The organism is Paraburkholderia sp. NPDC080076, from assembly GCF_050281145.1.
Lineage (GTDB): Bacteria > Pseudomonadota > Gammaproteobacteria > Burkholderiales > Burkholderiaceae > Paraburkholderia.
Genome location: NZ_JBNNWQ010000020.1, coordinates 1 through 16,941, shown reverse-complemented (window position 1 = coordinate 16,941; position 16,941 = coordinate 1). Strand labels below are relative to the sequence as shown.

General features: G+C 61.0%; 11 protein-coding genes. 1 reads left to right on the top strand and 10 read right to left on the bottom strand.

The window, feature by feature from the left end:
- Nucleotides 1-72 precede the first annotated feature (72 nt).
- Nucleotides 73-1,182, top strand: a complete 1,110-nt coding sequence (locus ACQKRQ_RS40820) for an acyltransferase family protein (RefSeq protein WP_427483424.1) — start codon at nt 73-75, stop codon at nt 1,180-1,182.
- A 29-nt stretch (nt 1,183-1,211) separates the two neighbouring features.
- Here ACQKRQ_RS40820 and wecB read toward each other — a convergent pair whose 3' ends face one another.
- The 10 genes from wecB to rfbA form a co-directional block, all read right to left on the bottom strand.
- Complete coding sequence (wecB, locus tag ACQKRQ_RS40815) at nt 1,212-2,348, bottom strand: non-hydrolyzing UDP-N-acetylglucosamine 2-epimerase (protein WP_427483422.1); 1,137 nt, start codon at nt 2,346-2,348, stop codon at nt 1,212-1,214.
- A gap of 27 nt (nt 2,349-2,375) precedes the next feature.
- Nucleotides 2,376-6,473 carry a glycosyltransferase gene (locus tag ACQKRQ_RS40810; protein ID WP_427483420.1) on the bottom strand — a complete coding sequence of 1,366 codons (4,098 nt, stop codon included), beginning with the start codon at nt 6,471-6,473 and terminating at the stop codon, nt 2,376-2,378.
- Between the two features lie 86 nt (nt 6,474-6,559).
- Nucleotides 6,560-8,035: an ABC transporter ATP-binding protein gene (locus ACQKRQ_RS40805; protein ID WP_408179376.1), complete on the bottom strand. Its 1,476-nt coding sequence runs from the start codon at nt 8,033-8,035 to the stop codon at nt 6,560-6,562.
- An 85-nt stretch (nt 8,036-8,120) separates the two neighbouring features.
- Complete coding sequence (locus ACQKRQ_RS40800; protein ID WP_427483418.1) at nt 8,121-10,574, bottom strand: glycosyltransferase; 2,454 nt, start codon at nt 10,572-10,574, stop codon at nt 8,121-8,123.
- A 57-nt stretch (nt 10,575-10,631) separates the two neighbouring features.
- A complete protein-coding gene (locus ACQKRQ_RS40795) occupies nt 10,632-11,420 on the bottom strand; it encodes an ABC transporter permease (protein WP_427483417.1) in 789 nt (262 codons plus the stop codon).
- Nucleotides 11,421-11,649: 229 nt separating this feature from the next.
- A complete protein-coding gene (locus ACQKRQ_RS40790) occupies nt 11,650-13,821 on the bottom strand; it encodes a glycosyltransferase family 2 protein (protein WP_427483415.1) in 2,172 nt (723 codons plus the stop codon).
- A gap of 84 nt (nt 13,822-13,905) precedes the next feature.
- Nucleotides 13,906-14,802 (bottom strand): glycosyltransferase family 2 protein, encoded by an 897-nt coding sequence (locus ACQKRQ_RS40785; protein ID WP_427483413.1) that lies wholly within the window; start codon nt 14,800-14,802, stop codon nt 13,906-13,908.
- Nucleotides 14,799-15,695, bottom strand: coding sequence for a dTDP-4-dehydrorhamnose reductase (gene rfbD, locus ACQKRQ_RS40780; protein WP_342960113.1), 897 nt, complete (start codon nt 15,693-15,695; stop codon nt 14,799-14,801). The genes ACQKRQ_RS40785 and rfbD overlap by 4 nt, the downstream gene beginning before the upstream one ends.
- Before the next feature lie 11 nt (nt 15,696-15,706).
- Nucleotides 15,707-16,258, bottom strand: a complete 552-nt coding sequence (gene rfbC / locus ACQKRQ_RS40775) for a dTDP-4-dehydrorhamnose 3,5-epimerase (RefSeq protein WP_132375865.1) — start codon at nt 16,256-16,258, stop codon at nt 15,707-15,709.
- Nucleotides 16,243-16,941, bottom strand: a 699-nt coding sequence (gene rfbA / locus ACQKRQ_RS40770; RefSeq protein WP_427483411.1) for a glucose-1-phosphate thymidylyltransferase RfbA, incomplete at its 5' end; no start/stop codon positions are given. The genes rfbC and rfbA, both read right to left, overlap by 16 nt.

Sequence of the window (16,941 nt, the reverse complement as noted above, 5' to 3'; positions counted from 1 at the left end):
TCTTTTCCATGGAAAGGATTGGCAAGATTCTGCAATAATAAGATAGGAATTATGGCTGATCGGATAACGTAAATGAGTGAGAGAGACACGACGGTTGATGTGCTTCGGGGGCTTGGCATCATTGCTGTCGTGGCGGGACACGCGTGGAGTGGCACTGGCTGGGCGCCCTTCTCGCCTTATTCGTTTCACATGCCGTTGTTTTTCTTCCTCTCTGGCCTGTTTTTCAGAGAGGAAAAGATGGAGGCACCGGTCGCTTTCGTTCTGAGAAACGCTCGCACCCTGTTGCTCCCCACGACGATTTTCTTCCTTGTCTACGCGCTTGTCTGCCAGGTCATACGCGCCGCCGGTTTCGTGAAGCTGTGGCAGCCGTTTTCAATCTCGAATGTGCTGTTCAATCAGTTCGGTAGCGCCGCAGCGTATGGATTCACTTCGCCGTACTGGTTCATCCCATGCCTGTTCTTTGTCCGGGTGTACTTTGCGCTCGTGCACGCGCGAGTGAACGCGCCTCTCGCGCGTATGGCGCGCGGACGTGAAGCGGTTTTGCAAATCGCCTGGGTTTTGCTTTACCTGGCTGGAGCAGGCTGCGCCATCTATTTTGCACAGCGTATGTACGCCGAAGGCCCCGTCACTTATCGCGAAATCGGTCTGCTGCGCGTGATGTTCGCGGCTTTCTTCTATTACGTCGGCTATCTGGCCGCGCATTGGAAAGCAACGCGATTCCTGCCCAATGTCCTCGTGCTCGTCGCCTTATACGTGATTCAGCAACAACTGTGGGTGACGGGCAAGACGTTGGACTTCTGGATGCAGATCATGCAATTCGAGCATCCCGTTCTGCCCATCGTGACAAGCCTCACGGGCATCGCCTTCATGTACGGCGTGGCCGGCATAATCGCGAATAATCCGACGTCGAGAAAGATATTGGCTTTCATCGGCGTCAACGCCCTGCCGATCGTGTTTCATCAGCTGTTTGCGTTCTTTCTCGTCAATGCGGCGCTCTGCGGCCTTGGCATCATCAAGCCGGCGGACGTGACGGGCGGCGCCTTCCAATGGCATACCGAACACATGTGGTACATCTACGTGCTGGCGGGTATCGTCGTGCCCCTCGCAATCGACCGGTATCTCGTGAAACCGCTTGGTCTTCTCTTCAAGAGCGCCTGGCGCCGGCCCGCCGCTGAAACCTGACAGCGAGCCGGGCGCGCGGTTCGAACGTCTTACTTCGATGCAAGCATCGACTTCAGAATGGCAACGATCTGCTCGCCAGCCGTACCGTCGCCAAACGGATTCTTGCCAGCCGACATCGCCTGATACGCGGCTTCATCATCGAGCAAACGCGCAGTCTCACGAACAATCGTGTCGACATCCGTACCCACCAGCTTGTTGACGCCGGACTCCACACCTTCCGGCCGCTCGGTCACATCGCGCATCACCAGAACCGGCTTGCCCAACGCGGGACCTTCTTCCTGAATGCCGCCCGAATCGGTAAGGATGATATGACTCGCCGCCATGAGCCGCTGGAACGGCTTGTAGGTCAGCGGTTCTTCCAGATAGACGCCGGCCTGATCGCTCAACACGCGGTTGACCACTTCCCGGACCTTCGGATTCATGTGCACCGGATAGACGATGCGCACGTCCGGATGCGCCTCGGCGATTTTCCGCAACGCCGTGCAGATGTTCTCGAACCCAGGCCCGAAACTCTCGCGACGGTGCCCCGTCACGAGCACGATCCGCCGCCCTTCCGCGAGTGCGGTCTCGACTCGCTCCGGCAATTCGACGTGCTCGTTCTTCAGGCGCTCGAGCATCAGATACAGCGCGTCCACCACGGTATTCCCAGTCACGAAGATCTGGTCCGCGGGCACCCGCTCCGCAAGCAGATTCTGCTTCGACAATTCCGTCGGCGCGAAATGGACGTCGGTTACGAGCGACGCCACACGGCGATTCAGTTCCTCCGGAAACGGCGCGGCCATGTCATGGCTGCGCAGCCCGGCCTCGATATGTCCCACGCGAATGCGTCGATAGAACGCCGTCAATGCGGCCACCTGGACGGTCATCGTGTCACCCTGCACGAGGATGATATCGGGCGACTGCGCGGCGAGGAACTCGTCGATCGCGGTGAAAAGCCGCGCACTCAATCCCGCCAGCGACTGATTCTGCGACATCACGTCCAGACTCGCGTCCGGCGCCACGCCGAAGTCCGCGAAAGCCTGCATCAACATTTCCCGATGCTGCCCGACCGAACACAGGCACACGTCGAAATCCTCGTGAGCCGCGCGTAGCGCCTGCACGACCGAAATGACCTTGATCGCTTCCGGCCGCGTGCCGGCAAACACCACTACTTTTTTCTTTGCCATGGTAAATATCCTTTGAAACCGGCAGCTTCAGACCACTTCGGGCCGCGCATCGGTCAACTTGAAGTAACGGCTTTGACGCTGAGGCAGAAACGACGCATAGCGAACGCAATCGGCGTTCGTGCGGGTCAGGATGGCCGCGAAAATCTCCGCGTGCCGCGTATAGGCTTCCGCTGGCGTCATCGACTGGAACGACTGCTGCAAGCCCTCGCGCGGCTGGCGCATCGGCCGCCCGGCGTGCTCGACAATCGTTCTGGCCAGTTCGTCGCGAACCGCCTGCAAGTCCCACTCGTTGGCGATGGCCTGATAGAACTGCGGACCGTCCAGCGTCGACCAGTCATCACGATAGGCGCGAATCACCGTGCTTGCCTCGCCAATCAACTGTTCGCGGGCGCCGCCGACGTCGGTGGCGATAACCGGCGCGTTACGCTGAAGCGCCTCTGATATCGCCAGACTCCAGCCTTCAGTAAAGGACGGCATCACAACTGCGCGCGCCAGATCGACGAATCGATAGACGTCGGACCGGTAGCCGGGCATCGACACCGCGTCTTGCAGGCCGTGATGCGCGATGCGCTCCTGGAGCTGTGCGGCGTATCGGGCGTCCGAGTGCTTGCCAAGGATCACGAGGCGGATATCGGGCCGCTTCGCATGCGCGATCGCAAACGCATCGATCAGCAAGCCCTGTCCTTTCACCGGATTGATCGAAGCGACGTTGACGAACACCGGACTATCCGCCGGAAACCCGAGTTCCTCGCGCAGCGCGACGTCGCGCTCCGGTTCGAGCAAGGGTTTTGCGCTGCCCGAGTCGCAGCCGTTGGGAACGACGATCATGCGGTCCGCGCTCAAGCGCAGATTCACGTCGGCGAACATCGCGACGTTGGCCGACACGCAGATATAGGCGTCTGTCACTTCGTCCACGCGACGCCACTGTTCCTTACCCGCCGCGTCGAGCCACATGTACATGTTATGCACGGTCTGGACAAAGGGGATTTTCAGCGAAGCGCAGACCTCGCCGAGCGACAGCGAATAGTGAGCGTTGACGAGCGCCACCTTCCGCTCGACCAGCACTGCGCGAAGCTCGGCGGGATCGCTGGGCAGGCGCACGTAGTTGAACTGCCGTTGCTTGAGTTCGGCCTCGGCCTCGCTCGCGATTTCGCCGGTGACGCCGAGCATGGGCTGAAAGCCCGCCTTGCCCAGGCGGTCCAGCAAATCGAAAACGACACGTTCGAGGCCGCCGACCATGAAGCTGTCGACCTGCAACATGACGACCGGTGCGACCGACGGGTCGAAGGCGAGCGCGTCCGGCACCATCAGCGATTGCGTGCTATTGGCCGCCTTCCAGAAACGGCGCGCGGAGTCGACGACGTTCGCTGGAGTCGCCTCGATCACCATGGGGTGCAGCAGCGCCAGTCCCAGGAATACCTGATGGTCGAGTGCGATACACAAGTCCACATGGTCGTAGACGTCGCTGCGTAATGCGTACGGATTGTCGCCCGCCTTGAACACCACGACGATCACCACACCGGGCGCTTGCGGCGCCAAAGACGGCAAGTCGGCGGCGGCGATAATTTTCAGTTGCGCGTCATCGGCGTTCAGGTCGCTCGCACCACGCTCACTAGCCGGCAAGACAGATGCGAGCGTCTGGCTCGACGCCCAGCGAGGCGCGTCCGCATCGAACTGACCGAGCCACTGCGCGACACGTCGTTCGTCGAGCAATAATGGCGCATTTGGAAAGCGCTTGACGGGCGTTGGGGCCGAGGCAACCGGCGTTGGCTGAGGCGCCTGGACTGCCACGGCCTTGACTGCCACGCGAGTCCGCCTGGCAAGCGCACGCAACACGCGACGCATCCGCGCCCCCAACGTTCGCGCCGCCGACGCGCGCAGCGCGTCGCCAACGCTCTGCTGTTCCTCGAGCGCCGCCACGAGACGAGTCTTCTCTGCTTCCTCAGCAGCAACGGTCTGTTTGAGAGCTGCCACTTCGCTATCCTTCTCTCTAATCACGCCTTCGAGGCGACCCGCCTCGATCTTGACTGCCTGAATCACGCCTTCCAGGCGAGCTTCCTCGTTCTTGCCTTGCTGAATGATGCCCTCCAGTCGATCGGCTTCGCCTCTCAACTCCTGGACGAAAGCCTCCAGACGTTGTGTCTCGCCGTACAGGAAGGTGTTGCGATCCAACAGCGCCCCGATCTGCGCATCCTTTGCTTCGAACCCGCGCTCGTAAAATCCCCGGTGTTCACGCCACACCAGTCCGGGCCGATATCCGGCGTCGGCGAGATAGTTCAGAAGATACGCGCACCGCGCACCCAGTTCGGCCAGTTGCGAAACTTCCGGCAACCCGAAGCTCAATGGCTTCGTCACGTCGCCGAGGATATTGACCCAGTCACCCGACAGAACCCGCTGGACTTCCCGCACCGCCCGCTCGAGATACTGGCGCGCAGTCTCGTAGTCGCGGCGAGCCACGGCAAAGCTGGCCGCCAGGTCGAGCGCAGCAACCGTCTTGGTTGCCAGCAGCGGACTAAAAGGAACCGGGTCCATCGCGGCGCACTTCAATGCCCACGCCTCGGCACCCTCCAGATCGCCTATTGCCTGCAAGAGCTTGGCGGCGACATAAGTCTGCGATATCGACCATCGCAGATACTGCGCGTCATTCTTGTTCGTATCGAGGTACGCCTGAATTTCCGCCACACACGTGCGCACCGTTTCCGACGAAGCCCGTGCGGCAATCACGCGATAGGCGTGGCCGCAAAGCGCGGCGCCGTAATCGGCAGTGTCGTGCGGCGCCTGCTGCAAGACTCGCGCTTGCAGGCTGCCCAATTCAGCGTCGTTGTTCATACGCGTGCCGATGGTCACCATGCTCCTGAAGAGCCATGGATTCGCCATGCTGCGTCCGTCCGGCAACACATTGAACGCCGGCGAATCGGCGTGCTTGTACATCGTATCGACAAAAGCCGACGGATCCGCGCTGACGGGATCGCGCATCGAGACGACGATCAAATGGCCGTCGCTGGCCACCGTGGGCTGGTCGAGTTCTATCTTGCGCCATGCAACGTGGGACGGCGCATCCGGCCGCGAAATAAAAGCGCATTCCGGCAGCCAGCTTGTGTGGGCCGAACCGGTAATCGAGCGCAGCAGTTCGACAGAAGACTGCGTTTTCACAGAAGCGTCGCCCGTGCTCTGCGGGGCCGTCAATCCGAGAATCAATCGTCCACCCGGCCGCACGATGTCGGCGAGCCGCGGCCAGTCGAGCGGCGCGAAGCGGCGAACGTCGCGGCAAATCACGACGTCGAAAGAATGGTTCGTCAGGCCGTTCAATTCCTCACCGGACCACGGCTTGAAATCGACGCGACCCGCCACGCCATATTCACTCGACGCATAGTCGCACTGCAACGCGTCGGGCACGATGCCGAGCACGTGGCTCGCCGTCGAGTTCTGCGCAACGACGTAGGCGCCGCTGCCGGCCGTGTCGTCCAGCACGAGAACGGCATCGCCGGCCCGAACGAAACTGCCGACCTGCGTGAGCTCGGCGACTTTGGTTTGCGACGCCGCGTCGGTGTGCCGCAAGACGTCTTCAGCCATCGCGGGGCGTTGCTCCGTCGACGCGTTTGCAGCACGCTCGAAAGCGCAGACTTCGTAGCTGCCCAACGAGGGCAGCGGACAAGTCAGCCGCGCGAATGTCAAACGGGCGTGGATGCGAAACCCGAGTTCGAAGGCCCGTGCTTTGACGTGGCCGCTAGAAGCAAGGCCGGCTTCGTCTTGCGCAACCGGGCTCATCAGCGCGACGTTCGTGATACCCGCATCCGCAATCAGCTTGAGCCAGACTGCCGCCTCGGCGGCCTTGCTGTCCGGCGGGAGAACCACGATCGCCGCGTCGAAAGATTCGCGCTGGGCAATGCCGAGGGAAGGGGCCATGACAGACGCCGCTTCGAGCCGATTTGACACGAACCGATGATCGGCTTGTGCCCCGCCATCCGCGTCGAGCGAAAGCGCGTACGGATCGGTTCCCGCGGCCAGCAGGAAGTCGAGCGCATCAGCGGCATGCGCGCCGATGTACAGGATCCTGCCGTGCCCGAAACAGGTTACGCACTGGCGCAAGCATGCTCGCACATCGTGGCTTGAAAACACGGTCATACAGTCAACACCAAGGTTTTGTACGGCGAGCCGTTTTGTCGAAGGACGCCAGCCGCCCCTCGTCGTTGCGACTGACAGGCGTTCACTTACGAGGCCTCGCCGGTGGGTGCTTCAAGTTCGGCGCGCATGTGCAGATCGCACACGCCACCGAAGAAATGCGTGTCGACACGCGCGCGGACCATGAAGAACGCGGCCTCGTCGATCCAGTGCAAGATTGCCTGATCGGAGAAGTTCATCGACTCCTGGTGGATCAGCGAGGCCTGCACCTCGTAGAAATTTTCGCCGAGCGAGCAGGAGTCCATCGTGAAGACGACGGAATGCTCTTCGCCCGCACGGAACTTCCGGTTCCAGAAAATGAAGCCGTCCTGCTTCCCGGCAATCAGTTCGGCGTCCTGGTTGAACGTCCCCCAGGAGTACATCTTGATGCCTTCCTTGTTGCGGATCCGCAGATTGACATAGAGCTTGTCCATGTCTTCCCGAATCGAGAATTTCACCACGATCTTGACCGTATCACCGGTGTAGAACGTGGTGCATTGCTCGCCCGCGCCGTCCAGCACGGAGACGTCCGTAATCAGCGCTTCGAGGCTGCCGAATTCGAACTTGCCGCCTTCGTTGCGCGCGTCGGTTTCCATCTGATCCGCTGCGTCCGAGACATTCGACACGGCTTGCGCGAGGTGCCCTTCTGCTGCAGCGGCCTCGAGCGGCTCGGCCGTCGCGGCGGGCGCCGTCAACTGCGGCGATTCGACGGGCGCCGCTACCTTCGGCGCGGTGTCCGCCTTGACCGCCTGCTTGTGCTCGGCGATCTCCTTTTGCTTGGCGAGGTTTTCCTCGTCGTGCAACAGCTTGCGATAGGCCAGCACGACTTCGCCGGACGGCCCTGCCGCCATCACCTCGCCGTGGTGAAGCAAAATGGCGCGGTCCGTAAAGGTTCGGACCGACTCGATGTCGTGCGACACGAAGAGAATCGCGACGCCACGATCGCGCAGCTGGCGAATGCGCTGATAGCAGCGCTTCTGGAACAGCGCGTCGCCGACCGCCAATGCCTCGTCGACGATCAGCACATCCGGGTTCAGTTGCACCTGCACCGCAAATGCGACGCGCACCATCATCCCGCTCGAGTAGTGCTTGACGGGTTGGTCGAAGAAATCGCCGATCGCCGCGAAGCGGATGATCTCCGGCATGGCCGCGTCCATCTCCTTGCGCGACAAGCCGAGAATCGAGCCGTTCAGATACGCGTTCTCGCGGCCCGTAAACTCCGGATTGAAACCGCTGCCCAATTCCAGCAGAGCCGCGACCCGGCCGTGCACCTCCACGTCGCCCTGAGTGGGCGACAGAACGCCGGCGATGATCTGCAGCAGCGTCGACTTACCCGCGCCGTTGCGGCCCACGATACCCACCGCTTCGCCCTTCTTCACGTTGAAGGAGATGTTGCGCAGCGGCCAGAATTCGCCGAAAAACTGGCGACGGCCACGAAGTAGCATCTGCGCCAGCCGATGGTGAGGCTTCGCATAAAGTTCGTAACGCTTGCTCAGCTCGCGAACGTGGATAGCTATATCGTCCAAGACCACTCTCTTTGTTGATGAACAGCTTTAAACAAAGCTGTGATCGGGAGCCGCCCGCCTCTCGCGCGCGGCCCCGGTTAGCCGACTAGGTCAGCGCCTCGATCAGTTCCTTCTCGCCCGTGGCCTTCTGCTCGACCAGCCGCTCGCAGATCGCCCGATTATGCGCGGCCATCTCCATGCGCGTCGCCGCGTCCGGAATCAGCCCCTTGGCAAAATCCTCGACGTTCACGAAACGCATGCCGTACGTGTTGAAGTCGCCGATGTTGGGCGTATCCACGATGGGCACGATGCCGAACGCCAAATACTCGATCAACTTCGTCGGGCAGGACACGTGGTTCACCACCATGTCGTCCCGCAGAATGAAGCCGAAATGGCAGTGCTGATACACCTCATTGAGTTCGGCGCGCGTCGCGCTGGCCACATGGAAGTTCGGGTGGCTTTGAACCTCGGGCGCCGCCGCGTTTCTCATCACGTCGACATCCGGCGTGTACATCCACCAGTCGGCGTGTTCAAGCGCTCGCGCGACCACGCTCATCATGGCAGGTACGTTTTGCCACTTCTGCGTGCCGCCGGCATAAATGACCGTGGGCCGGCCATCCTTGTAGGGCCGCACCGCTTCGCTGCCCTCTTCCAATGCGAAGATCGGCAACACGATCACTTTCGCGCGCAGCAGTTCGCGGTACTTGTGAGCGAGATAGTTGCCCATTGCCTGTGACACGACGATCACACGGCTCGCCTTCTCCACCGCCGTGCGCTCGCAATCGTCATGGATGCGCGCGGAGAAGAAATCGTTGTGCATCCGAAATTCTTCGGGCACGACACCGTGCACGTCGAGCACCCATTTCAGGCCCGGCACGCGGAGCGCCGCCTCGGCTGCCGCATTCGGCATGCGCAAGACGCTGTGGAAATAAACGCGCTTGAAGCGGCGCGCCAGCAGCGCCACGATCCGGCATTGATTGACCGACTGCAGGGAAATATTGAGGACCCAGGCGTTATGCGCCGCCCTTTCGATAAAAGGCTTGGCCTCCGGATGACCGCGTACATCGCAATACACCCGGTGTTTCGTGGGAAACAGCGAATCGATCGCCTTCACGCGCTGGAAGTAGCCGTCGCGCTCTCGCTCCTTGGTCGGATACGGAGCGAAGAAAAGAATTCCTTCGCCGTGCAGCATCAGTTGCAACAATTCGTATCCGCGCACGAGGCGGCTCACCTTCGAAGTGGGGAACTGTGCCGCGCGAGCCAGCCGGTTGATCACGCGTTGCATCAGACCGAGCGGCTTGTCTTGCGGCTTGGCGGCTTGCATTGCGGTTAGCTCGCGAGCCATGCCCGACGTCCTGGCGACCAGCGCGCTCAGTTCATGAGCGAGCGATTCGAACCGGACCGTCATGCGCTGTACGATCTCCGGCGCGGCACCTTCGCCGTCCGTCGACAGGTATTGCTCGATGTCCGCGTCGATACTGTTGATCACGGGAAGCAAGGAAGCCGCCGACGCGCGTTCGTCGACATGGCGCCCCATCACCAGCGAACGGAGGTCGGTCAACCCCTCCGCCTGGATGCGCGCGATTTCTCCGCTCAAGTGCTTCGAATAGTCCTCGAGACCTGCCACGAGCGTGCGCATCTGGCGCGCGTACAGGTGATGCGTTTCGAGGTGAATCGGAAACCGCTTCGGCGAGGCAATCGCAAACAACGAATCCTGCATCCAGGCGGTCACGGACAGGCGCGTGCGATCTTGCCATGCGCGGCCATGCTTCTCTTCGAATCGCGCGCGGTTTTGCGCGGCGAATCCTTGGGCCTCGACGACATCCAGCTTGCCGAACGACGCCGAGCCCCAGTGATGGATATACACATCACGCGCCACATGCATTTTGAAACCGGCTTCCAGAATGCGGACGCAATGGTCGTCGTCTTCGTAGGCGCCAGGAAAGAATCGTTCGTCGAGCGTGCCCACGCGTTCGATCAGCTCGCGCGAAAACAACACGCAGTAATAGCTCAGAAAGTCGCTGTCGACCGTCAAGCCCAACCAGCCTTCGCGCCGGCGAATGGCGAATTCGGTGAGCACCGGCATATCGAGCGCGGCGCTGCCTTCGCCCAGCCGGTTGCGGTCGCCGAGATGGTAGGGAATCGGAATGCCCTGCTCATTGTTCGACGCGTTGGTCAGCGGGCCGATCGCATCCTTATCCGCCGCGACGAGGTAGTCCAGCCAATGGTCGGTGACGATGACGTCGCTATTGAGCAGGCAGATATGCGTGATCGCCGGGTCCGACAGGCAGTACTCGATACCGACGTTATTACCACCGGAAAATCCGAGATTCTTGTCCTGCTGGAAGAATTTGCCTTGCAGGCCATGCTGGGCGACGGCGTTCTCGAACGTGGCCTGCACGGCGGCACGCTCGGCCGGCCGGGATGCGTTATCGATCGCGGCCACCACGAATTCCGTATCGCTTCGGGTCTTGATCAGGCTCTCGATCGCAAGCGCGAACACCTCCGCTGAATTGAAGGTTACGATAACAATACCAACACGCGCCTTCTTGCTATTCATTATATTAATCCAATACCTGCCGACGTTAATTCGACTTATACCTTTTAAGCGAATTTCTTAAAGCACATCAGGAAATCCTTTTTTGGATTTCATGAAAAACCAGTAGCACACGCATAGAAAAGCAATCGAAATCGCCAATTGAATAATCATGCCGACCGGATCGGGCCATTCGCCAAAGAAGAATGCGTGCCGTACGTTTTCCAGCACCGGAGTAAAAGGATTCATCGCGACCGCGAATCGCAGCATTTTCGGCACCATGTCGAGCGGATAAAACACCGGGCTCAGATACATGATCGCCATGGAGATTGGCGGCACCAGCAGCTTGATGTCGGGCAGATAGACGCCGAGCGACGCCAGCAGATACGTCACACCCAGCACGGCGAAAAACATCGGCAACAGGACAACCGGCAGCGCAATGGCGGACAGCGGCGGCAAGCCGACGAACACCAGGTTGAACAGGAGCAGAAGACCGTAGCCGATCGCCGCGTTCACGACCGCGGACAGGGTAATGGCGAGCGGCAATACTTCGAGCGGGAACACGACCTTTTTGATGAAGTTCGGATTCTCGCGCATCAGCATCGGCGCGCGCAGAAAGCATTCGGAAAAGAACGTGTAAGTGATCAGTCCGCTGAAAAGAATCAGCGCGGACGCCTTACTGTTTAACCCTTCGCCCGCCCAGCGCGCCTTAAACACGACGCTAAAAACAAAGAAATAGACCAGCAAGGTGAGGATTGGCGTAACGATCATCCAGACGGAGCCGAGCGCCGAACCGCGGAATTTAGTCGCAAGGTCACGGCGGACAAAGTCCCACAAGAGCGACCGATGCCGCAAAACAGAAATTTGCATTGATAGATTCCGACAAACCGTCTGCATTTCGATTGTCCAAACCGATGCAAACGGTGCTAAAAATTCCAGCGGCTCGTTGACAGGCGCGCCGGAACGTAATGAATATTTCTGGATACAGCCGCCGCCATCTTAACCCGGCATTCTGCCGTAGCGGACGGAACCCAGTCAAATCAGGCCCTGCGCGCCGCAGGACCCTTCGTGCAGGCGTCAGGCCGCCTGAGCCGCGCCGCTATTCGAATTGACCGATGCGCGGCGGCGACGCCAGCGTAAACGGCAGAACCTCGCAGTTGAGCGACAGATTGGGGTTGTATGCCGGGTCCCGTTCGAACCAGCCCTCCCAACGTGCCTCCATGCGGCGAATCTCGCTGACGAAGCGCTCGTACTTCACCGGATCATGGTCCGAGCCGCGGGTGGCCGATTCGTGGTGGTACAACTCGGCATACGGCGTCCAGATATTGCGGTAGCCCGCCTTCAGCAGTTTCATGCAGAAGTCCACGTCGTTGAAGGCGACCGCCAGTTCTTCTTCCAGGCCGCCCACTTCGTCGTAGACCGACTTCCTGACGACGAGGCAGGCGGCGGTCACCGCCGACAGATTCTGCGTCGCCACCGCGCGGCCGAAGTACCCGTAATGCCCACGCTTCATCATGTGATGCATGTGGCCGGCAATGCCGCCGAGACCGAGCACCACGCCGCCGTGCTGCAACGCATCACTCGGATACCACAGACAGGCGCCCACCGCGCCGGCGCGCGGCAGATTGGCCAGACTCACCATTTCATTCAACCAGTCCGGCGAGATCACTTCGATATCGTTATTCAACAGACACAGGAATTCGCCGGTCGCCACGCGCGCCGCGTGATTATTCAGCGCCGAGAAATTGAACGGCGATTCATCGCGCAAAACACGCACATTGGGACGCTGCGACACTTCGTCGAAATATCTCAGCGTTTCCGGCTTCACGCTGCCGTTGTCGACGATGATGATTTCGAAATTCTGATAAAGCGTGCGCGCGAAAATACTGTCGAGACATTGCTTGAGCAGGTCAAGGCCATCCCGTGTCGGAATGATGATCGACACTTTGGGCTGCGGACTCGGCAACGTATAACGCACGCGCAGCACGCCGAGTGTTTCGATCGGGTGCTCGACCGTTGCGCTGATGTTGGCCCGCTTCAGATGATCTTCCAGCGCGCGAATCGCGGCGATCAACGCATAAGGCTTCTCGCTGCCGCTGCCCGCCGTGCTGCCGGGCACGATGCGCCAGTGATACAGCACATGTGGAATGTGGATCACGCTGTCGTCGCCGGCAAGCTCCACGCAGCGCAACGCCAGGTCGTAGTCCTGGCTGCCTTCGAAGCCCTTCCTGAAGCCGCCCGCTTCCCGAACCAGCTTCGTCTCGAACACGCCCAGATGGGAAAACATGTTCTGCGTCAGGAACATTTGCGGGTTCCAGTCGCACTTGAAGTAAGGCGTAGTGCGCTTGCCCTCGGTGGTGAGCTTGTCTTCGTCGCTGTAGAACATCCGGCCTTGCGGATGCTGATTGATGTAGCGCGCCACCATGTAAAGCGCGTGCGGCGGCAGCAGGTCGTCGTGATCCAGCAAGGCGACGTATTCGCCGGTCGCGAGCGCGAGCGCACTATTGCTGGCTTCGGAAATGTGGCCGTTCGTCTCGCGGAAGACGACCTTGATGCGGCTGTCGGCAGCGGCCAGTTCCTGCAGGACGGCCTTGACGTGCGGCTGGGTCGACGCATCGTCCGCGATGCACAACTCCCAATGCGGATAGATTTGCGCCTGAACCGAGGCAACCATTTCGCGCAGCAGACGTTCGTCGCTATTGAACGTCGGCACGACGACGGAGATCAGCGGCTTGCGCGCCAGCCGGCCGATATCCGCTTCGATTTCGAGTTTCCTGGTCGGCGTGACCGTGTCGTACAGGCCGATCCACTCGTGATAAACCTCGTCACGCGGCGGACCGTCGGCGAAGCCGCGGCCGCTTTTGAGCCGGCGCACGCGCGCCACGACGCCCGGCAGACCTTCGCGCCGGATCGTCGACGCGTAGTAGCCCAACGCGCTACCCAGCCCGCCCCTGACCTCGGCCTGGCGGCTAATGGTGCTGAACGCGAGGCGCACCGCCTTCACGACGCGGGCAAGCGAGCGCAGCGGCGCCGTCACCCGCCACGAGGTCGAATTGATTAAAGCGGCATTCTCAACTTCCAGTTTCAGAATCCGATTGTTCAGCTTTGCGATCGACTCGCCATCGTGCAGCGCATCATCAAGCAGTTTTTCGAGCAGTGCCACACGCCCCTGAAGATGGCGCATATCCTCCGCGCCATGCGACAACGGCTCATCTTGGGAGACGTCCTGACTGACTACATCCTGCTGATGCTCACCAAATTTTGTGTTCATGCATTTCCTTCCTGCTCATCCGACGAGCTGACTGCTGCTCGTCGGTTTCCTGACCAATGGCACTGACTACCGCCGCACCGCGTTCTAAAGCCTGCCCAACCGCCCGCGAATGCCGTCCCACATTCCAAGCAACGCCATTTTCAAATGGGCCATCCGCTGCGAGGGCATCAATGAATAGATGACGAGCCGCACGGGAAATTTGACCAGTTCGGACGACTTCCACGTCCAGGGCACATAGGAACGGCCAATCAGCACAACGGCATTGCGGAACAGGTAGTAGTGGCGCAACGGGCTATGCATGGGATACGCGCGGCCCAGTACGCGGACCGGCTCGCCGCCGAGTTCATGGCTCATGTGCACCCATGGCACGCCCAGCACCCGATAGCCCTTCTGCTTGGCACGCACACACCATTCCAGGTCGACAAAATCGATGAAAAGCGCGTCGTCCATCGGACCGATGCTCGACCACCAGCGCAAATTGATGCACGACCCCGACGAAATCAGGAAATCGACCTCGACGGGCTGATCGCCCTGCGGCACGATCCGCTCCAGCGTGCCCCACTTGAAGCGCACGAACGGCGCGAGGCCGCGCAGGCGCGCATCTTCGTAGGCCGGACCCGCCAGCGCGACACGCTCCCCTGAAGCGTTGGCCGCGTCGATGACCTTCGGCAACTCCGTGAACAGCGACGCGGGCGGCTCGCTGTCCTGATCGAAGATGATCGCCATGTCGAAGCCGCCGCGAATCAGCGCTTCGACGCCCTGATTGATCGCTGTCGCGATGCCCGCATTCTCACCGTTGGCCAAGTACTCGATCGCGCCGGCTAGTCCCAGCTCGCTCGCTGGGCGCACGTCCGGCGTGTTGTCGACCACCACGCAGTGCATCCTTGCGGCGAGCCGGTTGGCCCGCTCGATACAGGCCGCATCGGGGTTGTAGAAAACAACGACGGCCCCCGTACGCGATGTCAGCGGCGTGCTGCTCAACGCTCGGCCAGGCAAAGTTGCAAGGCGTCGCGCCAGTCCGGCGCCTGCACGCCGAACGTCCGTGCAAGCTTGTCATTCGACATGCGCGAGTTGCCGGGCCGCTTCGCCGGCGTCGGATAGGAAGCAGCCGGGATCGGTTTGACGGTCGGCGTTTTCGCCAGACCCGACAGTTCGAAAATGGCCTCGGCAAAACCGTGCCACGATGCCGAACCCGTCGCAGTCAGGTGATAAACGCCCGAATGCTGCTGCCACCAGTCGCTCTGGCCCGGCGCCGCTGCCTGCGCGAGTACGTTCGCAGTGAGCGCCGCAATCGTTTTCGACCAGGTCGGCGCGCCGACCTGGTCGGCGACCACGCTCAGCTCGTCACGGTCCGCGCCGAGGCGCAGCATCGTCAACAGGAAGTTCTTGCCGCGCGTGCCGTACACCCAGCTCGTGCGGAAAATGAGGTGCGCGCAACCGCTCGCGGCGATGGCCTGCTCGCCGGCCAGCTTGGTGCGTCCATACGCGTTTTGCGGATCGGTGGGATCGTCTTCGACGTAGGCGCCGTCTTTCTCGCCGTTGAACACGTAGTCGGTCGAATAATGGACCAACGCCGCGCCCAGCTTCTTCGCTTCTTCAGCGAGCACGCCGGGCACTTCGCCGTTGATGCGCATGGCGAGATCGAGTTCCTCTTCCGCCTTGTCGACCGCGGTATAGGCTGCGGGATTGACGATCAGCGTCGGCCGGATGTTGCGCACCACGGCACGCACCTGATCCGGATCGGACAGATCCATCGCGGCGCGGTCCACCGCGACCACCGTGCCGAGCCCTTGCAGCGTACGCGCGAGCTCGAAGCCCACCTGGCCATTTACGCCGGTGACGAGGATCGTTCGCTTGGCATCATGTGCGCTCATGCTCCAGCCCCTTACTCGAACACGTCAGCATCGGCAAGGCGCTTGGCCGCCGCGTCTTTCGCAGCCAGCAGCGGCTCGGCGTCGATCGGCCATTCGATGCCGATCTCCGGATCGTTCCAGACGATGCTGCGCTCGTGCTCGGGATACCAGTAGTCGGTGGTCTTGTAGAGGAACTGCGCGGACTCGGACAGCACCACGAACCCATGCGCGAAACCGGGCGGCACCCACAACTGCCGGTGGTTATCGACCGACAAAACCACGCCGGCCCATTTGCCGAAATTCGGCGAACTCTTGCGGATGTCGACAGCGACGTCGAACACCTCACCTTCGACGACGCGCACGAGCTTGCCCTGCGCATTCTGGACCTGGTAATGCAATCCACGCAGCACGCCCTTCGCGGAGCGCGAATGGTTGTCCTGCACGAACTCGACGCCCGGCTCGACCTGCTCGGCGAACTCCTTCGCGTTGAAGCTCTCGAAGAAAAAACCTCTCGCATCGCCGAACACCTTCGGCTCGATGATCTTGACTTCAGGCAACGCGGTAGCGGTTACTTGGATGGCCATGCCACTTGATCCGTAAGAATGTTTTGCAGATATTGCCCGTAGGCGTTTTTGGCGAGCGGTTTGGCGAGCGCCTGCAACTGCTCGCCGTCGATCCACTGTTGCCGGTAAGCGATCTCTTCCGGACACGCGACCACGAGGCCCTGACGCTTCTGCAGCGTAGCAATGAACGTGGCCGCTTCGATCAGCGAATCATGCGTGCCGGTATCGAGCCACGCGTAGCCACGGCCCATGATTTCCACTTCGAGTGCGGCGTTGGCGAGATAACGCGAGTTGACGTCGGTGATTTCAAGTTCGCCACGCGGCGACGGCTTGATGTCCGCGGCGATGTCGCAGACCTGCTTGTCGTAGAAGTACAGACCCGTGACCGCGTAGTTCGAACGCGGCTTGGCCGGCTTCTCTTCGATCGACAGCGCGCGGAATTGCTTGTCGAATTCGACCACGCCGTAACGTTCAGGATCGTGCACGTGGTACGCAAAGACCGTGGCGCCTTCCGTTTTCTCGTTGGCGCGCTCGAGCTGTTTCGCAAGATCGTGACCATAGAAAATGTTGTCGCCGAGAATCAGCGCCGACGGATCGTTACCCACAAAATCCCGGCCGATGATGAACGCCTGCGCGAGCCCATCCGGCGACGGCTGAACCGCGTACTGGATGTTCATGCCCCACTGGCTGCCGTCGCCCAGCAT